23 protein-coding genes are annotated in these 23147 nt (G+C 71.2%); 11 read left to right on the forward strand and 12 right to left on the reverse strand.

The genetic code is table 11. From position 1 onward, the window contains the following. Both argS and AB0L37_RS07035 read right to left on the reverse strand, forming a co-directional pair. Positions 1-1770: an arginine--tRNA ligase gene (argS, locus tag AB0L37_RS07030; RefSeq protein WP_365501173.1), complete on the reverse strand. Its 1770-nt coding sequence runs from the start codon at positions 1768-1770 to the stop codon at positions 1-3. A 76-nt stretch (positions 1771-1846) separates the two neighbouring features. Continuing rightward, the gene (locus AB0L37_RS07035) at positions 1847-3871 is read right to left on the reverse strand and encodes a PA14 domain-containing protein (protein WP_365501175.1); all 2025 of its coding nucleotides are present in this window, start codon (positions 3869-3871) and stop codon (positions 1847-1849) included. A 164-nt stretch (positions 3872-4035) separates the two neighbouring features. Here AB0L37_RS07035 and lysS point away from each other — a divergent pair, with 164 nt between their 5' ends. Then, complete coding sequence (lysS, locus tag AB0L37_RS07040) at positions 4036-5793, forward strand: lysine--tRNA ligase (protein ID WP_365501178.1); 1758 nt, start codon at positions 4036-4038, stop codon at positions 5791-5793. Between the two features lie 68 nt (positions 5794-5861). Here lysS and AB0L37_RS07045 read toward each other — a convergent pair whose 3' ends face one another. From AB0L37_RS07045 to AB0L37_RS07055, 3 genes are all read right to left on the reverse strand, one after another. Further along, positions 5862-7100, reverse strand: coding sequence for a DUF2637 domain-containing protein (locus AB0L37_RS07045; protein WP_365501180.1), 1239 nt, complete (start codon positions 7098-7100; stop codon positions 5862-5864). Between the two features lie 136 nt (positions 7101-7236). Next, a complete protein-coding gene (locus tag AB0L37_RS07050; RefSeq protein WP_365501182.1) occupies positions 7237-8094 on the reverse strand; it encodes a DUF3558 domain-containing protein in 858 nt (285 codons plus the stop codon). A gap of 158 nt (positions 8095-8252) precedes the next feature. Then, on the reverse strand, positions 8253-9050 hold the full coding sequence (locus AB0L37_RS07055) for a DUF3558 domain-containing protein (protein ID WP_365501184.1): 798 nt from the start codon (positions 9048-9050) through the stop codon (positions 8253-8255). Between the two features lie 188 nt (positions 9051-9238). Between AB0L37_RS07055 and AB0L37_RS07060 the strand changes: the two genes are divergently transcribed. Beyond that, positions 9239-10432, forward strand: coding sequence for an RtcB family protein (locus tag AB0L37_RS07060; protein ID WP_365501186.1), 1194 nt, complete (start codon positions 9239-9241; stop codon positions 10430-10432). Between the two features lie 35 nt (positions 10433-10467). On the opposite strand, the gene AB0L37_RS07065 is transcribed toward AB0L37_RS07060, so the two are convergent. Beyond that, complete coding sequence (locus AB0L37_RS07065) at positions 10468-11343, reverse strand: LAGLIDADG family homing endonuclease (protein WP_365501188.1); 876 nt, start codon at positions 11341-11343, stop codon at positions 10468-10470. A 220-nt stretch (positions 11344-11563) separates the two neighbouring features. Here AB0L37_RS07065 and AB0L37_RS07070 point away from each other — a divergent pair, with 220 nt between their 5' ends. Beyond that, positions 11564-12424 (forward strand): GNAT family N-acetyltransferase, encoded by an 861-nt coding sequence (locus AB0L37_RS07070; protein ID WP_365501190.1) that lies wholly within the window; start codon positions 11564-11566, stop codon positions 12422-12424. Between the two features lie 12 nt (positions 12425-12436). Here AB0L37_RS07070 and AB0L37_RS07075 read toward each other — a convergent pair whose 3' ends face one another. Further along, positions 12437-13369 (reverse strand): calcium-binding protein, encoded by a 933-nt coding sequence (locus tag AB0L37_RS07075; RefSeq protein WP_365501192.1) that lies wholly within the window; start codon positions 13367-13369, stop codon positions 12437-12439. 149 nt (positions 13370-13518) lie between these two features. Between AB0L37_RS07075 and AB0L37_RS07080 the strand changes: the two genes are divergently transcribed. Continuing rightward, a complete protein-coding gene (locus AB0L37_RS07080; protein WP_365501194.1) occupies positions 13519-14319 on the forward strand; it encodes a sugar nucleotide-binding protein in 801 nt (266 codons plus the stop codon). Here AB0L37_RS07080 and AB0L37_RS07085 read toward each other — a convergent pair. Next, positions 14316-14873, reverse strand: coding sequence for a TetR family transcriptional regulator C-terminal domain-containing protein (locus AB0L37_RS07085; RefSeq protein WP_365501196.1), 558 nt, complete (start codon positions 14871-14873; stop codon positions 14316-14318). The genes AB0L37_RS07080 and AB0L37_RS07085 overlap by 4 nt on opposite strands. A gap of 108 nt (positions 14874-14981) precedes the next feature. Between AB0L37_RS07085 and AB0L37_RS07090 the strand changes: the two genes are divergently transcribed. Beyond that, positions 14982-16139 carry an FAD-dependent monooxygenase gene (locus tag AB0L37_RS07090; protein ID WP_365501198.1) on the forward strand — a complete coding sequence of 386 codons (1158 nt, stop codon included), beginning with the start codon at positions 14982-14984 and terminating at the stop codon, positions 16137-16139. A gap of 150 nt (positions 16140-16289) precedes the next feature. Then, a complete protein-coding gene (locus AB0L37_RS07095; RefSeq protein ID WP_365501202.1) occupies positions 16290-17732 on the forward strand; it encodes an MFS transporter in 1443 nt (480 codons plus the stop codon). Positions 17733-17766: 34 nt separating this feature from the next. On the opposite strand, the gene AB0L37_RS07100 is transcribed toward AB0L37_RS07095, so the two are convergent. Then, complete coding sequence (locus AB0L37_RS07100) at positions 17767-18660, reverse strand: NADP-dependent oxidoreductase (protein ID WP_365501204.1); 894 nt, start codon at positions 18658-18660, stop codon at positions 17767-17769. A 141-nt stretch (positions 18661-18801) separates the two neighbouring features. Between AB0L37_RS07100 and AB0L37_RS07105 the strand changes: the two genes are divergently transcribed. After that, a complete protein-coding gene (locus AB0L37_RS07105; RefSeq protein WP_365501206.1) occupies positions 18802-19230 on the forward strand; it encodes a helix-turn-helix domain-containing protein in 429 nt (142 codons plus the stop codon). Here the strand turns inward: AB0L37_RS07105 and AB0L37_RS07110 are convergent. Beyond that, on the reverse strand, positions 19223-19639 hold the full coding sequence (locus AB0L37_RS07110; RefSeq protein WP_365501456.1) for a MarR family winged helix-turn-helix transcriptional regulator: 417 nt from the start codon (positions 19637-19639) through the stop codon (positions 19223-19225). The genes AB0L37_RS07105 and AB0L37_RS07110 overlap by 8 nt on opposite strands. An 87-nt stretch (positions 19640-19726) precedes the next feature. Then, on the reverse strand, positions 19727-20188 hold the full coding sequence (locus AB0L37_RS07115) for a hypothetical protein (protein ID WP_365501208.1): 462 nt from the start codon (positions 20186-20188) through the stop codon (positions 19727-19729). A 107-nt stretch (positions 20189-20295) separates the two neighbouring features. On the opposite strand from AB0L37_RS07115, the gene AB0L37_RS07120 reads away from it, so the two are divergent. The 4 genes from AB0L37_RS07120 (at position 20296) to AB0L37_RS07135 (ending at position 22097) form a co-directional block, all read left to right on the forward strand. Further along, positions 20296-20631, forward strand: coding sequence for a YnfA family protein (locus tag AB0L37_RS07120; RefSeq protein WP_365501210.1), 336 nt, complete (start codon positions 20296-20298; stop codon positions 20629-20631). 72 nt (positions 20632-20703) lie between these two features. Then, positions 20704-21471 carry an SDR family NAD(P)-dependent oxidoreductase gene (locus AB0L37_RS07125; protein WP_365501212.1) on the forward strand — a complete coding sequence of 256 codons (768 nt, stop codon included), beginning with the start codon at positions 20704-20706 and terminating at the stop codon, positions 21469-21471. Further along, entirely contained in the window at positions 21461-21634 is a 174-nt protein-coding gene (locus AB0L37_RS07130; protein ID WP_365501214.1) for a hypothetical protein, read from the forward strand. Before AB0L37_RS07125 ends, AB0L37_RS07130 begins: the two co-directional genes overlap by 11 nt. A gap of 31 nt (positions 21635-21665) precedes the next feature. Further along, on the forward strand, positions 21666-22097 hold the full coding sequence (locus AB0L37_RS07135) for a GNAT family N-acetyltransferase (protein WP_365501216.1): 432 nt from the start codon (positions 21666-21668) through the stop codon (positions 22095-22097). A 197-nt stretch (positions 22098-22294) separates the two neighbouring features. Here the strand turns inward: AB0L37_RS07135 and AB0L37_RS07140 are convergent, their stop codons facing one another. Then, entirely contained in the window at positions 22295-23098 is an 804-nt protein-coding gene (locus tag AB0L37_RS07140) for an AraC family transcriptional regulator (RefSeq protein WP_365501218.1), read from the reverse strand. Between the last annotated feature and the right edge of the window lie 49 nt (positions 23099-23147).

Here is a 23147-nt window from a genome sequence, read left to right on the forward strand (position 1 = left end):
CTAGAGCTTCTCGGGGGTCCGGATGCCCAGCAGGGCCATGCCCTGGTGGAGCGTCCGGGCCGTCAGGTCGCAGAGGAACAGACGGTTCTCGACGATCTCCTGCGCCGGGCGCGGCTTGATCACCGGGCACTGGTCGAAGAACGTCGTGAACAGCGACGCCAGCTGGTAGAGGTACGCGGCCAGCTTGTGCGGCGCGTACTCGGCGGCAGCCTCGAAGACCGTGTCGCCGAACGCGTCCAGGTGCAGGCCCAACGCCCGCTCCGCCGGGGCGAGTTCGAGCTCCGGGTGCGCGGCGGGCTTCGTCCCGCCCGCCTTGCGCAGGATCGACCGGTTCCGCGCGTACGCGTACTGGAGGTAGACCGACGTGTCGCCGTTCAGCGACACCATCTGGTCCAGGTCGAACTTGTAGTCGCGGCTCGGCGACGTCGACAGGTCCGCGTACTTCACGGCGCCGATGCCCACGAACCGGCCGTTCTCGAGGATCTCCTCCTCGGTCAGGCCCACCTTCTCGGCCTTCTCGCGCACGACGGCCGTGGCCCGCTCGACAGCCTCGTCGAGGAGGTCCTCCAGCTTCACCGTCTCGCCCTCACGCGTCTTGAACGGCTTGCCGTCCGCGCCGAGGACCGTGCCGTACCCCATGTTGTGCGCGGTCACGTCGTCGTTCAGCCAGCCCGCGCGGCGGGCCGTCTCGAAGACCATCTTGAAGTGCAGCGACTGGCGCACGTCCACGACGTACAGGAGCGTCGTCGCGTGCAGGTCCTGGACCCGGTTGCGGATCGCCGTCAGGTCGGAGGCCGCGTAGCCGAAGCCGCCGTCGGCCTTCTGCACGATCAGCGGGACCGGCTGGTCGTCCTTGCCCTTGATGTCGTCGAAGAAGACGACGAGCGCGCCCTCGGAGCGGACGGCGACGCCCATCTCCTCCAGGAGGCGGGCGGTCTCCGGCATGCCGTCGTTGTACGCGGACTCGCCGACGATCTCCTCGTCACGGATCTCCATGTCGAGCTTCTCGAAGACCGAGTAGAAGTAGACCTTCGACTCGTCGACGAACCGCTGCCACAGGTCGAGGGTCTCCTTGTCGCCGGACTGGAGCGCCACGACCCGCTTGCGGGCCCGCTCCTTGAAGTCCTCGTCCGCGTCGAAGACGGCACGCGACGCCTTGTACACCCGGTTCAGGTTGCTCATGGCCTGCTCACCGTCGACATCCTCGGCCGGGGCCAGGGCGTCGGGGTTCTCGATCAGGTACTGGATGAGCATGCCGAACTGGGTGCCCCAGTCGCCGATGTGGTGGCGGCCGATGGTCTGCTCGCCGGTGAAGTCGAGCATGCCGCGCAGCGCGTCGCCGATGACGGCGGAGCGCAGGTGGCCGACGTGCATCTCCTTCGCCACGTTCGGCTGCGCGTAGTCGACGACCGTGACGCCCGGCTCGTCCTTCGTGGGCACGCCGAGCCGCTCGCCGTCCGCGGCGCGGGCGGCGAGCGTCTCGGTGATCGCCTTGTCGGTGACCGTCACGTTCAGGAAGCCGGGGCCCGAGACCTCGACGTCGGCGAGCAGGTCACCGTTCTCGATCTTCGCGACGACCTCGGTGGCGAGCTCCCGCGGGTTCGCCTTGGCCTTCTTGGCGAGCGCCAGGATCCCGTTGGCCTGGTAGTCGGCCCGGTCGCTACGTCGCAGCAGCGGATCCGCGCCCGTACCGGCCTCGGGGAGGGCGGCGACGAGGGCATCGGAGAGACGCTGGTTGACGCTGGCGGTGATGGACGTGACCGGGGCCATGGGTATGGGCTGCCGTTCTGGTCGGGGCTGGATTGACAGGTCCGGCCAGTATCCCACGGGGGTACAACCTGGTTTTCTACCCGACGGACCCGGCCGGGGGCGGCGCGTAGACGGTGACGGCCTCGCTGTAGTTGTTCGAGCCGTCCACCGCACGCAGCTCCCAGCAGCGCTGCTCCCCTTCGGCCGGGCTCCCGGTGTCCTCGAAGGACGTCGCGCCGGCGCCCAGGACCTCCGTGGTGCCGCTCGCGCAGGTCCGCACCCCGTCGACCGTCTCCGCGCGGCCGAGGCGCAGCCAGTACGCGTGCAGGTCGGCGGCGGACGGCGCCTCCCAGCGCAGGGCGGTGCCCGTCGTCCCGGGGGACGCGGTGAACCCGGCCGGCGCGGCCGGGGCGGCGGTGTCCTGGTACGGGACGGCCTTGAAGTCGGTCGACAGGACCCCGTTCCCGGCCACCGCGAACGCGGTCACGTACCGGTCCGTCGAACCGCCGAAGTCGGTCAGCGTGCACTGGTAGTCGACGTACAGCTCGGTGCGGAACACCTCCTGGGGCGCGCACGCCCGCAGGTTCGTACGGACTGTGGAGGCACTCGTACCGGAGTAGACGCGGAAGCCGCCGCTGTGGTCGTTGTCCGCCGCCACGCGCAGGTTCAGGACCGGCCTGCCGTCCGCGTCCGGGCGCAGCCCGACGGGCATCGCGGGCGCCACCTGACGGCGCGCGCCGATCTTCGTCCCGCCCGACCGGTGCCCGGCCGCGTCGAGCGCGTACACCGTGTACGTGCGGGTGACGCCCGGCTTCGCCGTCGTGTCGCGGTACGAGGCGGCCGCCGCCGTCCCCAGGAGCGCGGGCTCCGCGCCGCCGTCCGAGCCGTACACCTGCCAGCGCTCCGCGTCGTCCGCCGGCGCGCTCCAGGACAGCGTGACCGCGTTGGTGTCGGCCTTCGCCGCGAGCCCCGCCACGGCGCCCGGCGTCGCGACGTCCGGCGTCGTCACCGCGACCGGCGCGGTGCGCGCCGAGGTGTTCCCGGCGGCGTCGCCGGCCGTCGCCGCGTAGTAGTAGGTCTGCTTCTCGGCGGCCGACTCGTCGTACAGGTACTGCTCATCAGGCGTCTGGCGCAGGTCCAGGGAAGCGACCTTCGTGAACGGGCCCGCCGCGGCGGTCGCCCGCCACAGCGTGAACACCGGCCCGTCGGACGGCCGCACCTGCCCCAGCCACACGTTGACCCGCGGGATCGGCGTCCCGTCGGACCCCTCGTAGCCGGTGGTCACCGACACCGACACGTCCGAGGCGCGCACGGCGGGGACGGCCGGGGCCGTCTTGTCGGGGGTCGTCACGTACGGGCCGCAGGCGGTCGCGCCGTAGTTCGTCCACTGGTCGACGGCCTGCACGCAGAACCGGTACTTCCGGCCGTCCTTCGGCGGCGTGTACGAGGCCGAGGTGCCGGTCGTCGTCCAGCTCGTCACCCCGCCCTCCGGCGTCTCGACACGCACCCGGTAGTGGGCGATGTCCAGCTCCCGGTTCTTCTTCCAGGCCGCGCTCGCCTTCCCCGTCGCCGCGTCGTACGTCGTGGTGATGCCGGCCGGCGCGAGCGGCGCCCTGCTGTCCGACGACGCGGGCCATGTGAACTTCACCCGCGACAGGCCCGTCCAGTTCACATGGTCGACGCGCACGGTGTGCGTACCGGAGCCGATGCAGAACGTGCCGGGCACGCTGTTGCCCGCGTCCCCGGTGTTCGTCCACTTGCTGACCTTGCGCACCCCGTCCACGTAAAGCCGCAGGCCGTCCGTGCCCGAGAGGCGGTACGTGAAACAGCCGCCCGAACCGAAATCGCGGGTCAGCGACCAGCGCACCCCGAAGGAGTTCTTCGGCATCCCCGAGAACGGCGCGCCCGTCCAGGACTGGTCGATCGTGGTGTCGCAGTCCGTCTTCTTCGGCGTACCGGAGAACGACGTGTTCGAGTAGAACGTCCGCTTGAACGTGGTGTCGCCGCAGGTCACGGCGGCCTCGGCGGCCGGGGCCGCCAGGACGAGGCAGGCCGTGGGCAGCGCCAGGGCGAGCGAGGCCGCCCCCACGCGCAGCCCGGCCCGGTATCTGTCTGTGATCACGCACAGAGGACTGCTGTGAGCCACCTGTGGTTGTACGGCGGGACAATCCGTTTTCCGCCTGGAACCGGCGCGGGTGACAATGGGCGGCGGGGCCGGACCGCCGGACGGCCGCCCGCCCCGAGGACACCACTTCACGACACAGAAGCAGAACGAGGAAGAAGGACGTGCCGACCGTGGCCCAGAGCACCGGAACGGAGACCCCAGAGAACGCGGACTGGGTCTCCCGTTACGCGGACGATGTCATCGCCGAGTCCGAGCGTCGTGCCCCGGGCAAACCGGTCGTCGTCGCCTCCGGCCTCTCCCCGTCCGGCCCGATCCACCTGGGCAACCTGCGCGAGGTCATGACCCCGCACCTGGTCGCCGACGAGATCCGCCGCCGCGGCCACACCGTGCGCCACCTGATCTCGTGGGACGACTACGACCGCTACCGCAAGGTTCCCAACGGCGTGCCCGGCACGGACGCGTCCTGGGCCGACCACATCGGCAAGCCGCTCACCTCGGTCCCGGCCCCGGCCGGATCCGCGTACCCGAACTGGGCCGAGCACTTCAAGGCCGCCATGGTCGAAGCCCTCGCCGAGCTCGGCGTCGAGTTCGACGGCATCAGCCAGACCGAGCAGTACACGTCCGGCGCCTACCGCGAGCAGATCCTGCACGCCATGAAGCACCGCGGCGACATCGACGCGATTCTCGACCAGTACCGCACCAAGAAGGCCCCGGCCAAGAAGCAGCAGAAGCCCCTCGACGAGGCCGAGCTGGAGGCCGCCGAGGGCTCCGGCGCAGCGTCCGAGGACGACGGCAGCGGCGGCGCGGGCGGCTACTACCCGTACAAGCCGTTCTGCGGCGAGTGCGGCAAGGACCTCACCACCGTCACCTCGTACGACGACGAGACGACCGAGCTGTCCTACACCTGCACGCTCGACGGCTTCACCGAGACGGTCCTCCTCTCGGAGTTCAACCGCGGCAAGCTGGTCTGGAAGGTCGACTGGCCGATGCGCTGGGCGTACGAAGGCGTGATCTTCGAGCCGTCCGGCGTCGACCACTCGTCCCCGGGCTCGTCGTTCCAGGTCGGCGGCCAGATCGTCGACCGGATCTTCGGCGGCAAGCAGCCCATCGGCCCCATGTACGCCTTCGTCGGCATCAGCGGCATGGCCAAGATGTCGTCGTCCAAGGGCGGCGTCCCCACCCCCGGCGACGCCCTCCAGATCATGGAGCCGCAGATCCTGCGCTGGCTCTACGCCCGCCGCCGCCCCAACCAGTCGTTCAAGATCGCCTTCGACCAGGAGATCCAGCGGCTCTACGACGAGTGGGACAAGCTCAGCGCCAAGGTCGCCGACGGCACCGTGCTGCCCGCCGACGCCGCCGCGTACAGCCGCGCCGTCGGCGTCGCCGCCGGTGAACTGCCGCGCACCGAGCGCCCGTTGCCCTACCGCACGCTGGCCTCCGTGGCCGACGTGACCGCCGGCGACGCGGAGCAGACGCTGCGCATCCTCTCCGAGCTCGACCCGGAGAACCCGGTCACCGACCTTGCCACCGTCCGGCCCCGCCTGGACAAGGCCGAGGCCTGGACAGCCAAGTACGTACCCGCCGAGTCCCGCACCATCGTGCGCACCGAGCCGGACACGCAGGCCCTCGCCGCCCTCGACGACGCGTCCCGCGACTCGATCCGCCTCCTCCTGGAGGGCCTCGACGACAACTGGTCCCTGGACGGCCTGACCCACCTCGTCTACGGCGTCCCCAAGGTGCAGGCCGGCTTCTCCGCCGACGCCACCGCCAAGGAACTCCCGCCGGAGATCAAGACCGCCCAGCGGACCTTCTTCGCGCTGCTCTACGACCTCCTGGTCGGCCGCGACACCGGACCGCGCCTGCCCACGCTGCTCCTCGCCGTCGGCGCGGACCGCGTACGCAAGCTGCTCGGCGCGTAACGGCGTCACGGGACACAACAGTGGGGCGGCACCTTCGGGTGCCGCCCCACAGCTGTGCTGGTAGAGACCTAGGCGATGTGGTCCTCCATCAGCTCCGCGTTGTAGCGGGCCTCGAACTGATCCGCGTAACGGTTCACGTCCCGCGGCTGGAGCCGGATGCCGAACGCGTCCTCCACATCCGCGGCGAACCGGCCCGGCGACGGCACACCCTCACCCTGTATGGCCCCGCGATACACCCGGTACAGCTCGTCGTCCGACGGCGCAGCCTCCGCCACCCCGTCACCCAGCGGCCGCGTCCCCCCGGCCCCGTTCGGCACTGGGAACTCCGGCTCCGCCACGGCCACCGGCTCCGGCTCGGCCTCCCGCGGATGCGGAACCGGCACCGGAATCTGCTGCGGCTGCTCCTCGTACCACCCCTGATGCTCCTGCTCCGGCACGAACGTCGGCGCCTCGAACTCGGGGTCGTACCCGCCGTGGTACTCCTTCGGCTGCGGCTCCGCGAACCACTGACTCGGCGCCTCGGCCACCACCGGCTGAGGCTGCGGCTGCAGTTGCTGAGGCTGAGCCTCCAGCTGCGCCGGACCGGACGCCACCGGGACCGGCGGCAGCAACTGCGGCTCGATCCCCGCCGCCGCGAGACCCGCCGGCGCCGTCTCCGCCAACGGCACCCCGTACCGCGCCAGACGCAACGGCATCAACGACTCCACCGGAGCCTTACGACGCCACGCCCGCCCGAACCGCGACCGCAGCCGCGCCTGATACACAAGCCGCTCCTGCTCCAGCTTGATGACCTGGTCGTACGACCGCAGCTCCCACAGCTTCATCCGCCGCCACAACAAGAACGTGGGCAACGGCGACAGCAGCCAGCGCGTGATCCGCACGCCCTCCATGTGCTTGTCCGCGGTGATGTCCGCGATCCGCCCGATCGCGTGCCGGGCCGCCTCCACCGCCACCACGAACAGCACCGGGATCACGGCGTGCATCCCCGTGCCCAGCGGATCGGGCCACGCCGCCGCACCGTTGAACGCGATCGTCGCCGCCGTCAGCAGCCACGCCGTCTGACGAAGGAGCGGAAACGGTATCCGGATCCACGTCAGCAGCAGATCCAGGGCGAGCAGCACACAGATACCCGCGTCGATACCGATCGGGAAGACGTACGAGAAATTGCCGAAGCCCTTCTCGATCGCCAGCTCCCGCACGGCCGCGTACGAACCGGCGAAACCGATCCCCGCGATGACGACCGCACCGGCCACCACCACCCCGATGAGTATCCGGTGCGTCCGTGTCAGCTCCAGTGGCGCGGCCACTCCAGTTCCCCTCCCAGTTCGGCATGTTGCGTCCAACAGACTGGCACACGCGTGCGGCAGGCCGTGGGCCGGTACGCCCGGAGCCCGGCACCCAAAAGGGGCCGGGCTCCGCAAACGCCATACGAATAAGGAGAGTTCAGTCCTTCTTGGCGGACTTCGAAGGGGACGCGGACGGCGACTTCGCACCGGACTTCGACGCGGACTTCGACGCGGACGGCGACGAAGAGGAGCTGTCACCGGACTTACCGGACCCACCGGCCTTGGCCGAGTCCACGACCGAGGCCACCGCCTCCTTGGCCGCCTTCTCGGCACCCTTCGACAGATCGCTCGCGTCCGGCGTCTTGTCACCGGCCAGACCCGAACCGTTGTAGTCGACCGTCACCACCACGTTGTCCACGCGCGAGACGACCGTCTGCTGCCGGGACGTGACGTCCTTGCCCTTCTTCTCCTCGTACTTGCTGTCGTAGCGCACCAGCGTCGCCTCGTCGCCCGTACCGGACACCGGCGACGTCTTCACGCTCTTCGCGCCCTCCGTCGACTCCGCGTCCTTGACCTGCTTCGCGTAGTACTCCGACGCCAGCTTGTCGCCACTGCCCCGGTTCAGGTCAGAGTCGAACCGCATCAGCGAGACGCTCAGCCAGCGGTACTGCGAACCCTTCACGCCATTGCTGTCCAGGCTCGACCAGGAGCAGCTCGCCCGCGACGACTCGTCGTCCGACGAACCCGACTTGCTCTTGCCCTTCGGCGCCAGATCGTCCAGCGTCTTCTTCGACAGCGCCGAGCACGCCTGCGGCAGGTCCTTGTACGTCACGGCCGCGAGCTTCTTCGCCGCGTCCCCGGCGGTCGACGCGGAAGCCTTCGCCTCCGAGCCCTTCTTCGCTCCGTCACCGGAATCCGAACCGGAACCGGAGGAACAGCCGGCCACGACGAGAACCGCCGGCACGGCGGCAGCGCAGACGAGGAGGCGGGAGAGTCGCTTGGTGGGACGGTGCATGGTTCCTTCACTAGGACGCTGACAGGACACCGGCCCCGGTCCGGAGGCGGCGCACCACCCCGACACCGGGTCCGATGGGCCACCGTACGCCGAAGCGCACCCGCACGCCCCACCTTCACCGGACCCGGACCACCCGCCCCGAGCCCGTCCTCACGCCCCTACTCGCCGAACTGACCGACCAGCTCCCGCGCCAGCTCACGGGCTGTGTCCTGCATTTCTTCACTGTCCGGCGTCTCGCCGACGACCGCCGACTGCGCCTCGTACTCGACGGTCACGAGCACGTTGGACGTGCGGAACACCACAGTCACCGTCCGCTTCCCCGCCCCCGTCGAACCCGCCGCCACATCGTTCACGAACGCCTCGTCCCCGAGATCGTCCAGCGTGCGCGGCTGCACCTCGGACGCCGACGGCGAGGGGGACCCGGCGGACCCCGCATCCGACGAGGGGCCGTCGGACGCCTTGTCGGGGGTCTCGCTCTCCTCCTCGGTGGGCGTCGGCTCCGGCAGGTCCGCCGCGACCACCTTGTCCCCGAACACCGACTCCGCCTCCGCGTCGTCGCTCACCGACGCCGTGTACGACACCACCCGCTCGAAATCGAGCGTCAGCCGGTGCGTGCCGTCCTTCGCCGAGTCGTCCTTCCACCGGCACCCCACCCGCCGGCCCGTGTCGAACGTGGTCGTCGCCACACCCTCGTACGCCTTCTCGCGCTGCTCCTCGTCCGGGATCTGGGCGATCCCCGGCAGCATCTCGTCCAGCGTCGCCTTCCCCGGCTGCGAACACGGCTCGGGCAGCGTCCGGTACTTCCCCGGCCGCGCCACCGTCGCCGACGCGCTCACCTCGCCCGGCTTCGAGTCGTCCGCGCCGCCGTCGGAGTCGGAACTCCCGGTGCAGCCCGCGAGCAACGCCGTCAGGAGCACGGCGACACCCGGCACGTACGCGTAGGACTTCCGCTGCACCGTGAAGGCTCCCTGTCTGCCGGTGTTAATCGGTTGCCGCGATGGGCGGCCGGTGACGACGATATCTATCGCACGCACAGCCGTGGACGCCGGTCCGCCATCCGTTTCACGGACCTTGGCTCCGGTATGCGCACATACACCAGACTTCTGACCGACCAGTCCAACTGGTCCCGTTCACGGGGGATTTCATGTCATACGTAGAGGTGCCGGGGGCGAAGGTTCCCATCCGCATGTGGACCGACCCGGCGACGGTCGAGGACGTGGCGATGCAGCAGCTCCGCAACGTCGCGACCCTCCCCTGGATCAAGGGCCTCGCCGTCATGCCCGACGTCCACTACGGCAAGGGCGCGACGGTCGGCTCGGTCATCGCGATGCAGGGCGCGGTCTGCCCGGCGGCGGTCGGCGTGGACATCGGCTGCGGCATGAGCGCGGTCAGGACGTCCCTGACGGCCAACGACCTCCCGGGCGACCTGTCCCGCCTCCGCTCCAAGATCGAGCAGGCGATCCCGGTGGGCCGCGGCATGCACGACGATCCGGTGGACCCGGGGCGGCTGCACGGGTTCGGTACGGCGGGGTGGGACGACTTCTGGGGGCGGTTCGAAGGGGTCGCCGATTCGGTCAAGTTCCGGGAGGGGCGGGCCCGTAAGCAGATGGGGTCGCTCGGAGCCGGAAACCATTTCCTCGAACTCACGTTCGATACCGAGGGTGCGGTCTGGCTCATGCTGCACTCCGGTTCCCGCAACATCGGCAAGGAACTGGCCGACCACCACATCGGCGTCGCCCAGAAGCTCCCGCACAACCAGAACCTGGTCGACCGCGATCTGGCCGTCTTCATCTCGGAGACCCCGCAGATGGCGGCGTACCGCAACGACCTGTTCTGGGCGCAGGAGTACGCGAAGTACAACCGCTCGATCATGATGGCGCTCTTCAAGGACGTGGTCCGCAAGGAGTTCAAGAAGGCGAAGGTCACCTTCGAGCCGGAGATCAGCGCTCACCACAACTACGTGAGCGAGGAGCGCTACGACGGCATGGACCTGCTGGTCACCCGTAAGGGCGCGATCCGGGCGGGCTCGGGCGAGTACGGGATCATCCCGGGCTCCATGGGCACGGGTTCGTACATCGTGAAGGGCCTCGGTAACGCGGCGTCCTTCAACTCGGCCTCGCACGGCGCGGGCCGCAAGATGAGCCGGAACGCGGCGAAGAAGCGGTTCTCGACGCGCGACCTGGAGGAGCAGACGCGGGGTGTGGAGTGCCGTAAGGACTCCGGCGTCGTGGACGAGATCCCGGGCGCGTACAAGCCGATCGAGCAGGTCATCGATCAGCAGCGCGACCTCGTGGAGGTCGTGGCGAAGCTGAAGCAGGTCGTCTGCGTGAAGGGCTGAAGCCGGGGTGGGGCGGCGTTGCCGCCCCACCGCGCTCACTCAGGTGACGGAACAATGCCGTGGATCAGCTTCCAGCGGCGCACTTGGCACGCAGCGGCGGAGTGCCCCAGGGCGCTCGCCGCATCTGCGATGGTGGCAGCCGAGAGCAGGATCTGGTCTTTGTCCTGTGTCCACCTGATGCGCGGAGCGGCACGTTTCATGTCCGCCGGGCGGACCCAGGTTTGCAGTGAGTCTGCGGCTTTCTTCTTTCGGTCGAGCGAGAGGCAGTTCGGGTAGTACAGGTGCTCCGCCAGGGCCTGTGACGCCTCCTTCGTGTAGATGACGTTGTAGATACCGTCCCGTTTGTTGCGGCTCGGATGAAGGGTCGTCCCCGTGATCTTCCTGGCGTAGAAACACAGGTAGACCGCGATCGCGGTGCTGGCCGTGGTGAGCGAGACGAACGGCAACCCGGGCTTCGTGTAGCCGACCGACCCATCGGCGTCGATCACACCCCGCAGGTAGTCGCGCCGGGAGAACGGCACACGAGGCGGCTGGATCTTCTTCGACTTGCGCCCGTACGGCAGCCCGAGCTCGTTGATCTTCGTGCGCGCTTCCAGGGAGCAGAGAGTCCAGGTCGCCGAATGATGACTCTCGGCGAAGTTGGTGGACCTGACGCGCTCGGTGATGCTGCTGTTGTACGGGGTCAACTCCTGGAACCTGCGCAGGATGTCGATGTCCCGGATGTTGAGCTCTGTGGTCAGTTGGCCCTTCTGCCCGGTGCCCTGTGCGAGATGCCCGTCCATCTGCAGAAACCCGAACATGTACGCATACTCGGGCACCTCCAGATCCATGAACCGCGCCGCATCCGGGACATGAAGCCCGAGTGCCTCGTCGAACGTGAACTGGTGAGCGCTAGGCTCGCGTTCAGCCATGGGAAGTGTTGCCTTCCTCTTGGTCAGGCCCTCGGCTGGGACGGCAATCCCGCCGGGGGCCGCGCTGTTTTCGGTTGTCGTCCATGACGCTAGCCAGCGGGCTGCTGCTCGACCGGGTAATCGATCAGCGTCACCCGTGTGAGTGGCTCAAGGGGCAGGCGTGATGGCGGTGTTGATCGCCCCTCTTCCCCCAGGTCACGGCCGTCGGAGATCATGCGACATGCACTCAGACGGCTGGTACCTCACTGAAGACCTGGATGGATTTTTCGAGCGGGCGGGCGATTTCGTGCGGTCGCGGCCCGTCGTGCACATGCCGCAGTTGACGGCGCTCGCGCGGCTGCGGAAGCGGGGGGCCGCCTGGTACGGGGGCGGGGCGCCGTTGTTCGGGTGGGTGGAGGCGGGCGGCGGGGAGGTCGTGGGGACGTTTCATCGGCTGCCGGCGCAGGGGGTCGGGCTGACGTCGCTGACCGCCGGGCAGGCTGATGGGCTGGCCGCGCGGCTGGCGGGGCTGGGGATTCCTGTTCCGTACGTGAGTGCCGATCGGGCGAGCGCCGACGCGTTCGTGGAGGCCTGGCAGCGGCGTACGGGGGCGACGGCGAAGCTGCGTACGCCGATGTGTGTGTACCGGCTGGGCACGCTGACGCCGCCGGAGCCGTTTCCGGCGGGGCGGGGGCGGGTCGTGGGGGACGCGGACCGGGAGCAACTGATGCGGTGGTGCCGGGAGTTCGCGGCGGATGTCGGGGAGGACGTCGTCATCGACGACGCCACGTGGGCCGGGACGCGGTTCGCCGACAAGACGTACACGTTCTGGGAGGACGAGGACGGTACGCCGGTGGCCATGGCCGGGGTGAATCCGGTGGTCGAGGGCGTGGCCCAGGTCGACCCCGTCTACACCCCGGCGGGCCTGCGCGGACGCGGCTACGCGGCGGCCGTCACCGTCGAGGTGACCCGCGCGGCGCTCGCCGGGGGTGCCGCGCAGGCCGCGCTGTGCACGGACGCGGGCAACCCGACGAGCAACGCGCTCTATCGGCGGCTCGGGTACGAGCTGGTCACCGACTGGGCTGTGTACGACTTCGAGTAGGAGACGTGCGGGTCAGCGGACGTCGACGCAGTCGCCGGTCGCGGTGACCGCCGGCGTGGTGGTCGTGCCCTCGAACTTGTAGCGGTAGCAGCGGTCGGCCGTGGCGGTGCGCGTCTGCTTCTCGACGCCCGCCAGGCTGCCGGTGCCGGTGACGTGGCTGCTGGTGGTGGCGTAGGAGCCGGTCAGCGAGCGCTCCTGGAGGCGGACGGTCTGCTGGGTGTAGCCCGCGTACTTGTGGGTCTCCCAGTTGGCGCGCTCCAACTTGCCGGTGATCGTGATGGTCTTGCCCTTGGCGACAGGCTCGGGCGACGCGTTGTTGCTGAGGCGGGACCAGCGCTGGAGGTACCAGGTCTTGGCGTTCTCGGTGTCCACGTCGGTGGTCGCCTCGGTGATCGCGTAGAGGTCGATCTTCCAGGCCCCGGCGTCCTCGTTCTTCAAGTCGTACCGGGGGTCGATCTTGAAGGTCTCCGTGCAGGCGAACGTGCCGTCCGCCGACTGGACGCAGGGGTCGGTGTCCGAACCGAACTCCTCGGAGTTCATGAACTGCTTCAGGCCGGTGTCCTGGTCGGTGCCGCGCCAGATCGCGGCGTGGCTGCCGTAGAGGGTCGACCCGCCGCTGACCGTCCACTTCACGGTGATCGTCTGGGTGTTCGTCGTGCCGACGCGGGCGCTGTTGCCGCCGTTGACGGTGATGCCGGAGACGACGGTGACGTCGCCCGTGCCGTCGGCGGCCAGGGTCCTGGGCTTGGGCGCGGCGGCCTTCGCCTCGGCCGCGTCGGCGGCGGCGGACTTGCTCTGCTTCAGCGCCTCGGCCGCATCGGTCTCGCCCGCCGTCGCGGACGGGGTGACGAGCAGGCCGACGGCGAGCCCGGCGGCGGCGAACGCGCTGACGCCCAGGGTCACCTTCTTGCCGGTCGTCAGCTTCTTGCGGGAGTGCTGGGACATGAGGAAGCTCCAGTCTCGACGGTCGCGTACGGCCAAAGCGGCCGCAAAGACTTGACCAACTGAGGCGGGAAGGAGTTGTACGGGAGGGGTAGTTGAGGCGTGTGAGGTACGCCACCTGTCCCGGTCGTCCGTGATGGCAGAGTGCAGGCATGATCCTCGTCGTGGGCGGCAGCGGTTACCTGGGCGGCCGTCTGGTGCGGGCCGCTCTCGACGGCGGGCGCCGCGTGGCCGCCACGTACGCCTCGCGGCCCGGCGGTGACGGGGTGAGGTGGCTCGGCGTCGATCTGCGGGAGTCCGCCTCGATCGAGGCCGCCCTCGATGCCGTACGGCCACGCGTCGTCGTCAACTCCTCGTCCGGAGGCGCCGATTGGGCCGTGACCGCCGACGGCGCCGCGCGTCTGGCCGCCGCCGCGCGGGCGCGGGGGTGCCGGCTCGTCCATGTGTCGAGCGACGCGGTGTTCTCTGGTGCGGACGTGCGCTACGCCGAGGAGTGCCTGCCGGATCCGGTCACGACGTACGGCGCGGCGAAGGCGGCGGCCGAGACAGCGGTGCGGGCCGTCGATCCGGCGGCGGTCGTCGCGCGTACGTCACTGATCGTCGGGGACGGGCGGTCGAAGCACGAGGAGTTCGTACGCGCGCTCGCCACGGGGCAGCGGCCTGGCGTGCTGTTCACCGACGACATCCGCTGCCCGGTCCACGTCGACGACCTCGCGGCGGCCCTCCTCGAAGTGGCGGACGGCGACACGGCCGGGGTCGTGCACCTCGGCGGCGCCGACGCCGTCAGCCGCCATGAACTCGGCACCCTGATCGCCCGTAGGGACGGGTACGCCGTGGATGCGCTGCGGGCCGCGCCCGCCCCCGCCGGGCGCGACATCCGGCTGGACGGCACGCGCACGCAGGCGGCGTTGGGCGTACGGCTGCGCGGGGCGCGGGAGTTCCTCACGGTCTAGCGCAGCGCGGCGGCGACCAGGCCTTCGAGGGCTTCCCTTCGTACGGCGCCGCCGTTCACGAGGCTGTCGAAGACCAGGCCGTCGATGCAGGTGAGCAGGGTGTGGGTGCGGTTCTCGACGTCTGTCGCGCCGTGCGCGGTGAGGAAGAGCCGGACGGCTTCGCGGCCGGCGTTCTCGCGGGGGATGAGGATCTCGCGCAGTTCCGGGTCGCGGACGCTCTCGACGGTGCAGGCGTAGCGGGCGAGCGAGCGGCGGCGGCCCTCGCCGGTGAGTCGCTGCCGGGTGAGCAGTGTCATGCCGTCGACGAGTTCCTCGGCGGTGCGCAGCGGGGGCAGGGATGCGGCGGTCGTCCGGAGTTCCTGCTGGTCGAGGTGGACCAGGCGGTTCACGAGTGCGGTCAGGAGCGCGGCGCGGGTGCGGAAGTAGGCCGAGGTGGTGCCCGGCGGCAGGGCGGCCTTCCGGTCGACGGCGCGGTGGGTCAGGCCGCGCATTCCCTCGTCGGCGAGTACGTCGAGGGCCGCGTCTGCGAGGAGGGTGCGCCGGTCCGATGCCATGACGTCTTTCTACACCCGTAGAGGAAGGGCGCAGGGGCGGGGGATAGAGTGCGTCTTCCGTTCACTTTCTACAGGTGTAGAAAACGCAGGCGGAAGGGGCGCTTCGGCATGGGGAACACCGCAGTGGTGGTCGGCGGCGGGATCGGCGGACTGGCCGCCGCGATCGGTCTGCGCCGCGTCGGGTGGGAGGTGAGGGTGGTCGAGCGCGCCGCCGTGCTCGACGACGCGGGCGCGGGCATCTCCCTGGCCGCCAACGGCCTGCGGGCGCTGGACGAACTCGGCGTCGGCGCCGCGGTCAGGGGTGCGTCGCGCGGCCAGTACACCGGCGGCACCCGCACCCCCGGAGGTGCCCGCATCGCCCGGATGGACGGCGCGGCGCTGGAGCGGGCGGTGGGCGCGCCGATCATGGGCATCCCGCGCTCCACCCTGCACCGGCTGCTGCGTGACGCCCTGCCCGCCGCGGCGCTGGTGACCGGCGCCGAGGTGACCTCGGTCGATCAGGCCGGGCCGGGGGCGGTCCGGGTCGAGTGCGGGGCCGCCGTCCTGGAGGCCGATCTGGTGGTGGCGGCCGACGGTATCGGCAGCGCTGTCCGCCGCCGTCTCTTCCCTGACCATCCCGGCCCGGTCCACAGCGGCTCGACGGTGCTGCGCGCGATCACCGAGCACCCGGTGGATCTGCGGACCGACTTCGAGCTGACCTGGGGCCGGGGGGCCGAGTTCGGGCACATCGCCTTCCTGGACGGGCGGGCCGAGTGGCACGCGGTCCTCAGCCTCCCGGCCGGCACGCGGTTCACCGATCCGCGGGCCGAGCTGCGCCGGCGCTTCTCCGGATGGCACGACCCGATCCCCGCCCTGCTCGACGCCACCCGGCCGGAGGCCGTGCTCCACCACGACGTGAACGAACTGCGCACGCCGCTTCCCTCGTACGCCGTCGGCCGGATCGCGCTGCTCGGTGACGCGGCCCACGCGATGACCCCCAACCTCGGCCAGGGCGCCTGCCAGGCGCTGGAGGACGCGGTCGCCCTGGCGGCCGCCCTCGGCGCCGGGCCCACGGTCGAAGCGGCGCTCCTGCGCTACGACACCGAGCGCAGGCCCCGCAGTCAGGCGGTCGCGCGGGCTGCCCGGCAGGCCGGAAGGATGGGCCAGCAGCTCTCCCACCCGCTGGCCATCGCCCTGCGGAACACGGCGATGCGCCTGACGCCGTCCCGGATCTCCACCCGGATGCTGCTGCGCCACCACGCCTGGGTGCCGCCCTCGCTGAACTGAGCCGTATCGGGTCGGGCCGCGCGCCGCTTGACAGCCCCGTCCCCCCGCCCGCATATTTATCTGCGTCACGCAGCTTCTGCGCGACGCCGATGGAGTAGGTCACAGTGCCGGCGTCGCGGCTGCATTCCGTACGTACTTTGGGGATCACCCATGACTTCCACGCTTCCGGCCGCCCCTGGCGCGGCCGAGGCTCCACCCGCTCTCGGGGCGCGTCGGCGCTGGGCCGTGCTCGGCGTCGTGCTCGCCGCCGACGTGCTCGACCTCGTCGACGCCACCGTCACCAACGTCGCCGCCCCGACCATCGCCCGCGACCTCGGCGGCGGCGCCGCCCTCGTCCAGTGGCTCGGCGCCTCGTACGCCCTCGCGCTCGGCGTGCTGCTCGTGCTCGGCGGCAGGCTCGGGGACAAGTTCGGCCGGCGCAGGCTCTTCCTCGTCGGGCTCGGCGGGTTCACCGCCGCGTCCGTCGCGTGCGGGCTCGCCGGCTCGCCTCAACTCCTGGTCGCCGCACGCCTGTTGCAGGGCGCCTTCGGGGCCCTCGTCATCCCGCAGGGGTTCGGCGTCCTCGGCGCCACCTGGCCGCGCGAGCAGATCGGGAAGGCGTTCAGCCTGTTCGGGCCCGTGATGGGCCTGTCCGCCGTCGGCGGGCCCGTGCTCGCCGGGTTCCTGATCGACGCCGATCCCGGCGGGCTCGGCTGGCGCGCCATGTTCCTCATCAACATCGTGCTCGGCGGCGCCGCCTTCCTCGCCGCCCTCCGCCTGCTGCCGCGCGACCGCGGCGACCGGAGCGTCGTCGTCGACACCGCCGGCTCGGTGCTGCTCGGGCTCGCCGTGCTCGGACTGCTCGGCGGGTTCATCGAGGGGGCCGCGCACGGCTGGTCCGCTGTGCCGATCGCGCCGATCGTCGCCGGTGCCGGGTTCTTCGCCGCGTTCTGCCGGCGCCAGCGCGTCGCGCCGCACCCCCTCATCCGTCCGTCGCTGCTGCGCAACCGCGGCTTCACGGCCGGTCTGCTGCTCGGCGTCGTGTTCTTCGCCGCCGTCGCGGGTCTGCTGTACGTCGTGTCGCTGTTCCTCCAGGAGGGCTTGCGCATGTCGCCCTCGGAGGCGGCCCTCGCGCTCGTTCCGCTCTCCGCCGGGATCGTCGTCGCGTCGATCGCCTGTTACCGCCTGATCGGCAGGTTCGGGCGGCGCCTCGTCCTCGCCGGGCTCTGCGTCACCCTCGCCGGCACGCTCTCGCTGCTCGCCCTCGTCGCCAACAGCGGCGTGGACGTGGGGAGTTGGGATCTCGGCGGCGGCCTGTTCGTCGTCGGTGTCGGGATGGGCACCTGCTTCGGCTCCGTCTACGACGTCACCATCGGCGACATCGCCCCGGACGAGGCCGGCAGCGCGAGCGGCGCGCTCGGTGCCGTACAGCAGCTGTCCAACGGGATGGGTGCCGCTCTCGTCACCACCGTCTACTTCCACACCGCCGACGGCGGGCGCGGCGCGGCCCACGCCACGGTCGTGAGCCTCGCCGTCGTCGCCGCCGTCGCGCTGGTCTGCTGCGGTGTCGTACGCCTGCTGCCGCGCAACGCCCAAGAAACGCACGGGAGTTAGGGGTACGGGCCGGGGAAGCACGGGCATCAGGGGATCAAGGGATCAGGACGAGTCGCCCGCGCACCCCTCCCTCCGCGAGCCGCGCGTGCGCCTTCGCCGCGTCCGTGAGCGCGTACGTCTGCGCGATCCGCGTGGTCAGGACGCCCTCGTCGGCGAGGCGGGCCAGCTCCGCGAGGCGCGCGCCGTCCGCCGCGACCTCCACCGCCCCGGTGCGCACCCCGCGCTCCGGGGCCGGTGCCGCGCCGGGGATGACGCCGGCGTACGCACCCTCGTCGCGGACCCAGGACAGGGCCTCGGCGCCGATGACCGCCGTGTCGAGGACGGCGTCCACGGGGGTGGCGGGGGTGGTGCCGCGCGGTACGAAGCCGGTGGCGCCGAGCGAGCGGACGAGGTCCTCGTCGTCGGGGCCCGCGTACGCGGTGACCTCGATGCCGAGGCGGGCGGCGAGCTGGATCGCATAGCCGCCGACCGCACCCGCCGCGCCGGTCACGAGCAGCGACTGACCGCGCTCCAGGGCGAGTTGGTCGAGGGCCTGGGCGGCGGTGAGGGCGTTGAGGGGGAGGGTCGCGGCGTCGGCCGGGGTCAGCGATGCGGGTGCCGAGGCCGCCGCCGACGCGTCCACGACGACGTGATCGGCGTGGGTGCCGAGGGAGTTGGCGGTGCCGTAGTGGAGGGCGATCACCTGGTCGCCGGGCTTCCAGCCGGTGGCGACACCGGCCGCGTCGACGGTCCCGGCGACGTCCCAGCCGAGGCCGAGCTGCTTTCCGGCCCCGCCGAAGACGCCGGCGCGGATGCCCGCGTCGACCGGGTTGAGGGTGGCGGCGGCGACCTTGATGCGGATCTGGCCCGCGCCCGGTTCGGGGATCGCGACGTCCGCGATCTCGACCGCTTCCGGACCGCCGAAGGTCGTGACGACTGCTGCGCGCATGAGAGCAACTCCCTTGAGAAATGCACTAGTTAATTGTCATCTGTGCGGCTTTCCCGGCCGCTGCTGCAACCCTAGGGAGTGCTACTCTCTTTCGGTAAGTACGTACGTGGAGGTGCGTACGTCACCCGGGGGTGTGCAGGTATGGCGACGATGACGGCGGCGCAGCGCCGCGAGCAGGCGCGGTTCGCGTACGACGCGTTCCTGCGGGAGTGCCCGACCAACCAGCTGCTCGCGCGGCTGAGCGACAAGTGGGTGAGCCTGGTGGTGAGCGCGCTCGCCGGGCACGACGGGCCCATGCGCTACTCCGACCTCGGGCGGAAGATCGCGGGCGTCAGCCAGAAGATGCTGACGCAGACCCTGCGGTCGCTGGAGCGGGACGGGATCGTCGCGCGGACCGTGACCCCGGCGGTGCCGGTCCGCGTCGAGTACGAACTGACCGATCTGGGGCGCAGTTTGAGCGGTCTGCTGCTCGCGGTGAAGGACTGGGCGGAGGCGCACATGGACGAGGTCGCCGAGGCCCGTGACTCCTACGACGCCCGCGAGTCCGACGAGGCCCGCGCGGCTAGCTGAGGTCGCCCGAGCGCAGCCGCTCCACCTGGCCCGCGCTGAACTCCACGGTGCGCTTCATGTGCCCGATGATCAGGGCGAGTTCGGGGTCGTCGAGGTCGTCGAAGAGCGCGGTCCAGCCGGCGCCGAGCCGGTCCCACATGCGGCCGAACTCGGCGACCTTCTCGGGCACCGGCACGACCAGGACCCGGCGCCGGTCGGCGGTGTCCCGTTCCCGCACGACGTAGCCGGCCTTCTCCAGGCGGTCGACGAGGCGCGTCGCCGAGCCCGTCGTCAGACCGGTGAGCTCGGCGATGCGGCCCGTGGTGACGGGGGCCTTCTCCAGGGTGAGGAGGTTGAGGCACTGGAGGTCGGTGGGGTGCAGCCCGATGTGGTCGGCGACGGCCTGGTTGAACAGGGCGTACGACGCCATGTAGCGCCGGGACTCGGTGGACAGCTCGGCGAGCAGCGCCTTACGTGAGGCAGGAGTGGGCTTGGGCACGGCTCCAACGTATCCGCCTCAGAAGTAGTACGCGTCGCCGGTGTCCAGGACCAGGACCCGGTGCCGGTTGTTGTCCGGGTTGTGGTCGAGCGGCCCGCCCGTCCACGCCGTGTCGATCTTGACGGTGACCTCGGTGGTGGCGGCCGCGAGACGGACGTCGACGGTGAACGGGGCGCCGTACGTCGCCGCGGGCAGCGCGCCGGTGCGGCAGTCGACGGTGCGCGGGCCGCTGCGCAGGCAGGTGTCGGGCAGTGTCTGGGCGTCGGCGAGCGGCACGGAATAGGCCAGGCGCAGGGTGGCGTCGGGGACGTCGGACGGACCGTGGTTCTGCGGGGTGAGCTCGGCGGCGACGTGGGCGTCGGCCATGGTGACGCTGCCGTGGTGGGCGAGGTCGGCCTCGGGGACGCCGCCGTCGACGGGGCCGCCGGCCGGGGCGGCGATGACCAGTGCGAGGGCTGCGGGGACGAGCGCGGGATGCATGGTGACCTCCGTGGAGCAGGGTGCCGGGCGCCGGATGTATCCCACGCCCGCCCCACCACGACACGCACGCCACTCGTGCACCACCCGCGCGTGACACCCTGTTCCGCATGATCGTCGCCCGTTCCGTGTTCCTCTTCGTCCTCGCCGCGCTCCTGGAGATCGGTGGCGCGTGGCTGGTGTGGCAAGGGGTGCGGGAGCATCGCGGCTGGGCGTGGATCGGGGCCGGGGTGATCGCGCTGGGCCTGTACGGGTTCGTGGCGACGCTCCAGCCGGACGGCGAGTTCGGACGGATCCTCGCGGCGTACGGCGGTGTGTTCGTGGCGGGTTCGATCGCCTGGGGCATGGTCGCGGACGGCTACCGGCCGACGCGCTGGGACGTGACGGGGGCGCTGATCTGCCTCGCCGGCATGGCCGTGATCATGTACGCGCCCCGGGGCGACTGAGACGCCCGGCGGTACGAGCGGGTCGGCGGCCTATCCTGGCCGGGAAGCGACCACACGTACGAGGAGTAGCTCATGGCCCCCGCAGCAGCGTCCCGCATCGCCGTCGTCACGGGTGCCAGCAGCGGTATCGGCGCCGCGACCGCGCGGCAGCTGGCGGCGGCCGGGTACCGCGTGGTCCTCACGGCCCGCCGCAAGGACCGCATCGAGGCCCTCGCCGAGGAGATCAACGCCGCCGGGCACCAGGCGGCGGCGTACGCCCTCGACGTCACGGACCGGGCGGCGGTCGACGAGTTCGCGTCCGCGTTCAAGACCATCGGCGTCCTCGTGAACAACGCGGGCGGCGCGCTCGGTGCCGACCCGGTCTCCTCCGCCGACCCCGAGCAGTGGCGCCAGATGTACGAGACGAACGTGCTCGGCACCCTGAACGTGACGCAGGCCCTGCTGCCCGCCCTCACCGCGTCCGGCGACGGCACGGTCGTCGTCCTCTCCTCGACCGCCGGGCACGGCACGTACGAGGGCGGCGGCGGTTACGTGGCGGCCAAGCACGCCGAGCACGTCCTCGCGGAGACGCTGCGCCTGGAGATCGTGGGCACGCCGGTCCGCGTCATCGAGGTGGCGCCCGGCATGGTGAAGACGGACGAGTTCGCGCTGACCCGGTTCGGCGGCGACCAGGAGAAGGCCGCGAAGGTGTACGCCGGGGTCGCCGAGCCGCTCACCGCGGACGACGTCGCGGACACGATCACCTGGGCGGTCACGCGGCCCCCGCACGTGAACATCGACCTGCTGGTGGTGCGCCCGCGCGCCCAGGCCTCCAACACGAAGGTCCACCGTGAGCAGTGACGTACCCGATCCGCTGGACGCGCTCCAGCGGGAGTACGACGAGCGCCGCCGTGCCCAGGAGAAGAAGGGCGAGCGGTACATGTGGTGGTACCTCGGCTACTTCCTCTTCGGCATCCACATCGTGGCGTTCGTGATGATCTACGCGATCTCGCACGCCAAGTAGGCCGGGAAGCCGCCCAAGTAGCCTGCTGCGCATGAAGATGGTCGACCTTGAGCCCGGCGACGCGCGTCTGGCGTCCGACGTCCTGCCCGTCCTGCGGGAGTTGCGCCCGCACCTGACCGAGGAATCGTTCCGCGAGGTGTACGACGAGGGGTACGGGCAGGGGCTGCGGTTCAGCGCCGCGTACGACGACACCGGTGCGTGTGCCGGCGTCGCCGGGTGGCGGGTGGTGGTCAACACCAGCGCGGGCCGCAAGCTGTACGTCGACGACCTGGTCACCGCCGACTCGGCCCGCTCGGGCGGGGTGGGCCGGGCCCTGCTCGGACATCTGGAGGAGCGGGGGCGCCACCTGGGCTGCGGGCAGCTCGACCTGGACTCGGGCACGCAGCGCACGGACGCGCACCGGTTCTACCTGCGCGAGCGCATGGCGATCACCGCCTTCCATTTCCGCAAGATGCTCGGCTAGAGCCTGTCTCCCGGATCCCTCCTGCCCCACGACGCCTGGCACGCACTCTCGCCGCACCGGGCACAAGGCCGAGCACATCCCGTACGAGGCCTTGCACCCGGCGCTCCCCCAGCCTTCGGCCGGGGGGACCCCCTGGAGCACGCACCGGACGCCGCGAGGCCGCCCTTCGGGCGACGGAGGGATCTGGGAGACAGGCCCTAGGACTGCGGGTAGGACGTCGGCGGGACGCCCACCGTCGCGGTGAAGTCCCGTACGAGATGGGCCTGGTCCGCGTAGCCGAGGTCGGCGGCGAGGGCCGCCCAGTCGACGTCGTCGCGCCGGGCGGCGGTCTCCAGGGCCTCGTGGATGCGGTAGCGCAGGACGCACCACTTGGGGCTGACGCCGACGTACGCGGAGAACAGCCGCTGGAGCGCCCGCACGGACAGCCCCGCCTCGCGCGCGAGGTCGGCGACGCGGCGCATCTCGCGGTCGGCGCGGATCCGGGCGACGAGATCGCGGGCCAGCTCGGCCTGCGGATCGGGCGCGGCGGGGACCAGGGGCAGCAGATAGGCGTCGAGGGCGGCGGCCCGCCCCCGGTCGTCGGCGGGGGAGAGGACCGCCGCGGGGTCGGTGGGCGGGAACACCTCCTCGTACGGCAGCACGCGCCCGGTCCACTCGGCGACCGGCACGTCCGGCGCGAACGGCCGGAACGCCCCCGGCCGGAACTTCACCCCGCACACCCGGCCGCGCCCGCCGAGCTTGCGCGTGTAGATGCCGGGCGCGAACACCCCGGTGAACTCGCCGTACGCGGGGCCCTCGTCCTCGTCGTGCTGGAACGTCAGGTTCACGACGGGGTGCGGCACGATGTGCGAGGCGTAGGGCGCGGGCAGGTCCCAGTCGATGAACCAGTAGTTCTCGACGTACGGGCGCAGCGCCGCGGCCGGCTCGTGCCGCCGGAACCGGACGCGGGTGAGCAGCGCGGAGGGGTCGACGATCCCGCGGGTGTCACGATCCTGGACCATGCGCGGATCGTACGGCGGGGCACTGACAGCGTCGCGTTTGTTCAAGAGG

This window comes from Streptomyces sp. NPDC052225 (genome assembly GCF_040679615.1).
Classification (GTDB): Bacteria; Actinomycetota; Actinomycetes; order Streptomycetales; family Streptomycetaceae; genus Streptomyces.

Excerpts from the sequence above, each read along its gene's own strand:
- argS (WP_365501173.1), bottom strand. The coding sequence starts at position 1,770 with ATGGCCCCGGTCACGTCCATCACCGCCAGCGTCAACCAGCGTCTCTCC.
- AB0L37_RS07050 (WP_365501182.1), bottom strand. The coding sequence starts at position 8,094 with ATGCACCGTCCCACCAAGCGACTCTCCCGCCTCCTCGTCTGCGCTGCC.
- AB0L37_RS07060 (WP_365501186.1), top strand. The coding sequence starts at position 9,239 with ATGTCATACGTAGAGGTGCCGGGGGCGAAGGTTCCCATCCGCATGTGG.
- AB0L37_RS07065 (WP_365501188.1), bottom strand. The coding sequence starts at position 11,343 with ATGGCTGAACGCGAGCCTAGCGCTCACCAGTTCACGTTCGACGAGGCA.
- AB0L37_RS07070 (WP_365501190.1), top strand. The coding sequence starts at position 11,564 with ATGCACTCAGACGGCTGGTACCTCACTGAAGACCTGGATGGATTTTTC.
- AB0L37_RS07075 (WP_365501192.1), bottom strand. The coding sequence starts at position 13,369 with ATGTCCCAGCACTCCCGCAAGAAGCTGACGACCGGCAAGAAGGTGACC.
- AB0L37_RS07080 (WP_365501194.1), top strand. The coding sequence starts at position 13,519 with ATGATCCTCGTCGTGGGCGGCAGCGGTTACCTGGGCGGCCGTCTGGTG.
- AB0L37_RS07085 (WP_365501196.1), bottom strand. The coding sequence starts at position 14,873 with ATGGCATCGGACCGGCGCACCCTCCTCGCAGACGCGGCCCTCGACGTA.
- AB0L37_RS07090 (WP_365501198.1), top strand. The coding sequence starts at position 14,982 with ATGGGGAACACCGCAGTGGTGGTCGGCGGCGGGATCGGCGGACTGGCC.
- AB0L37_RS07095 (WP_365501202.1), top strand. The coding sequence starts at position 16,290 with ATGACTTCCACGCTTCCGGCCGCCCCTGGCGCGGCCGAGGCTCCACCC.
- AB0L37_RS07100 (WP_365501204.1), bottom strand. The coding sequence starts at position 18,660 with ATGCGCGCAGCAGTCGTCACGACCTTCGGCGGTCCGGAAGCGGTCGAG.
- AB0L37_RS07105 (WP_365501206.1), top strand. The coding sequence starts at position 18,802 with ATGGCGACGATGACGGCGGCGCAGCGCCGCGAGCAGGCGCGGTTCGCG.
- AB0L37_RS07110 (WP_365501456.1), bottom strand. The coding sequence starts at position 19,639 with ATGGCGTCGTACGCCCTGTTCAACCAGGCCGTCGCCGACCACATCGGG.
- AB0L37_RS07115 (WP_365501208.1), bottom strand. The coding sequence starts at position 20,188 with ATGCATCCCGCGCTCGTCCCCGCAGCCCTCGCACTGGTCATCGCCGCC.
- AB0L37_RS07120 (WP_365501210.1), top strand. The coding sequence starts at position 20,296 with ATGATCGTCGCCCGTTCCGTGTTCCTCTTCGTCCTCGCCGCGCTCCTG.
- AB0L37_RS07125 (WP_365501212.1), top strand. The coding sequence starts at position 20,704 with ATGGCCCCCGCAGCAGCGTCCCGCATCGCCGTCGTCACGGGTGCCAGC.
- AB0L37_RS07135 (WP_365501216.1), top strand. The coding sequence starts at position 21,666 with ATGAAGATGGTCGACCTTGAGCCCGGCGACGCGCGTCTGGCGTCCGAC.
- AB0L37_RS07140 (WP_365501218.1), bottom strand. The coding sequence starts at position 23,098 with ATGGTCCAGGATCGTGACACCCGCGGGATCGTCGACCCCTCCGCGCTG.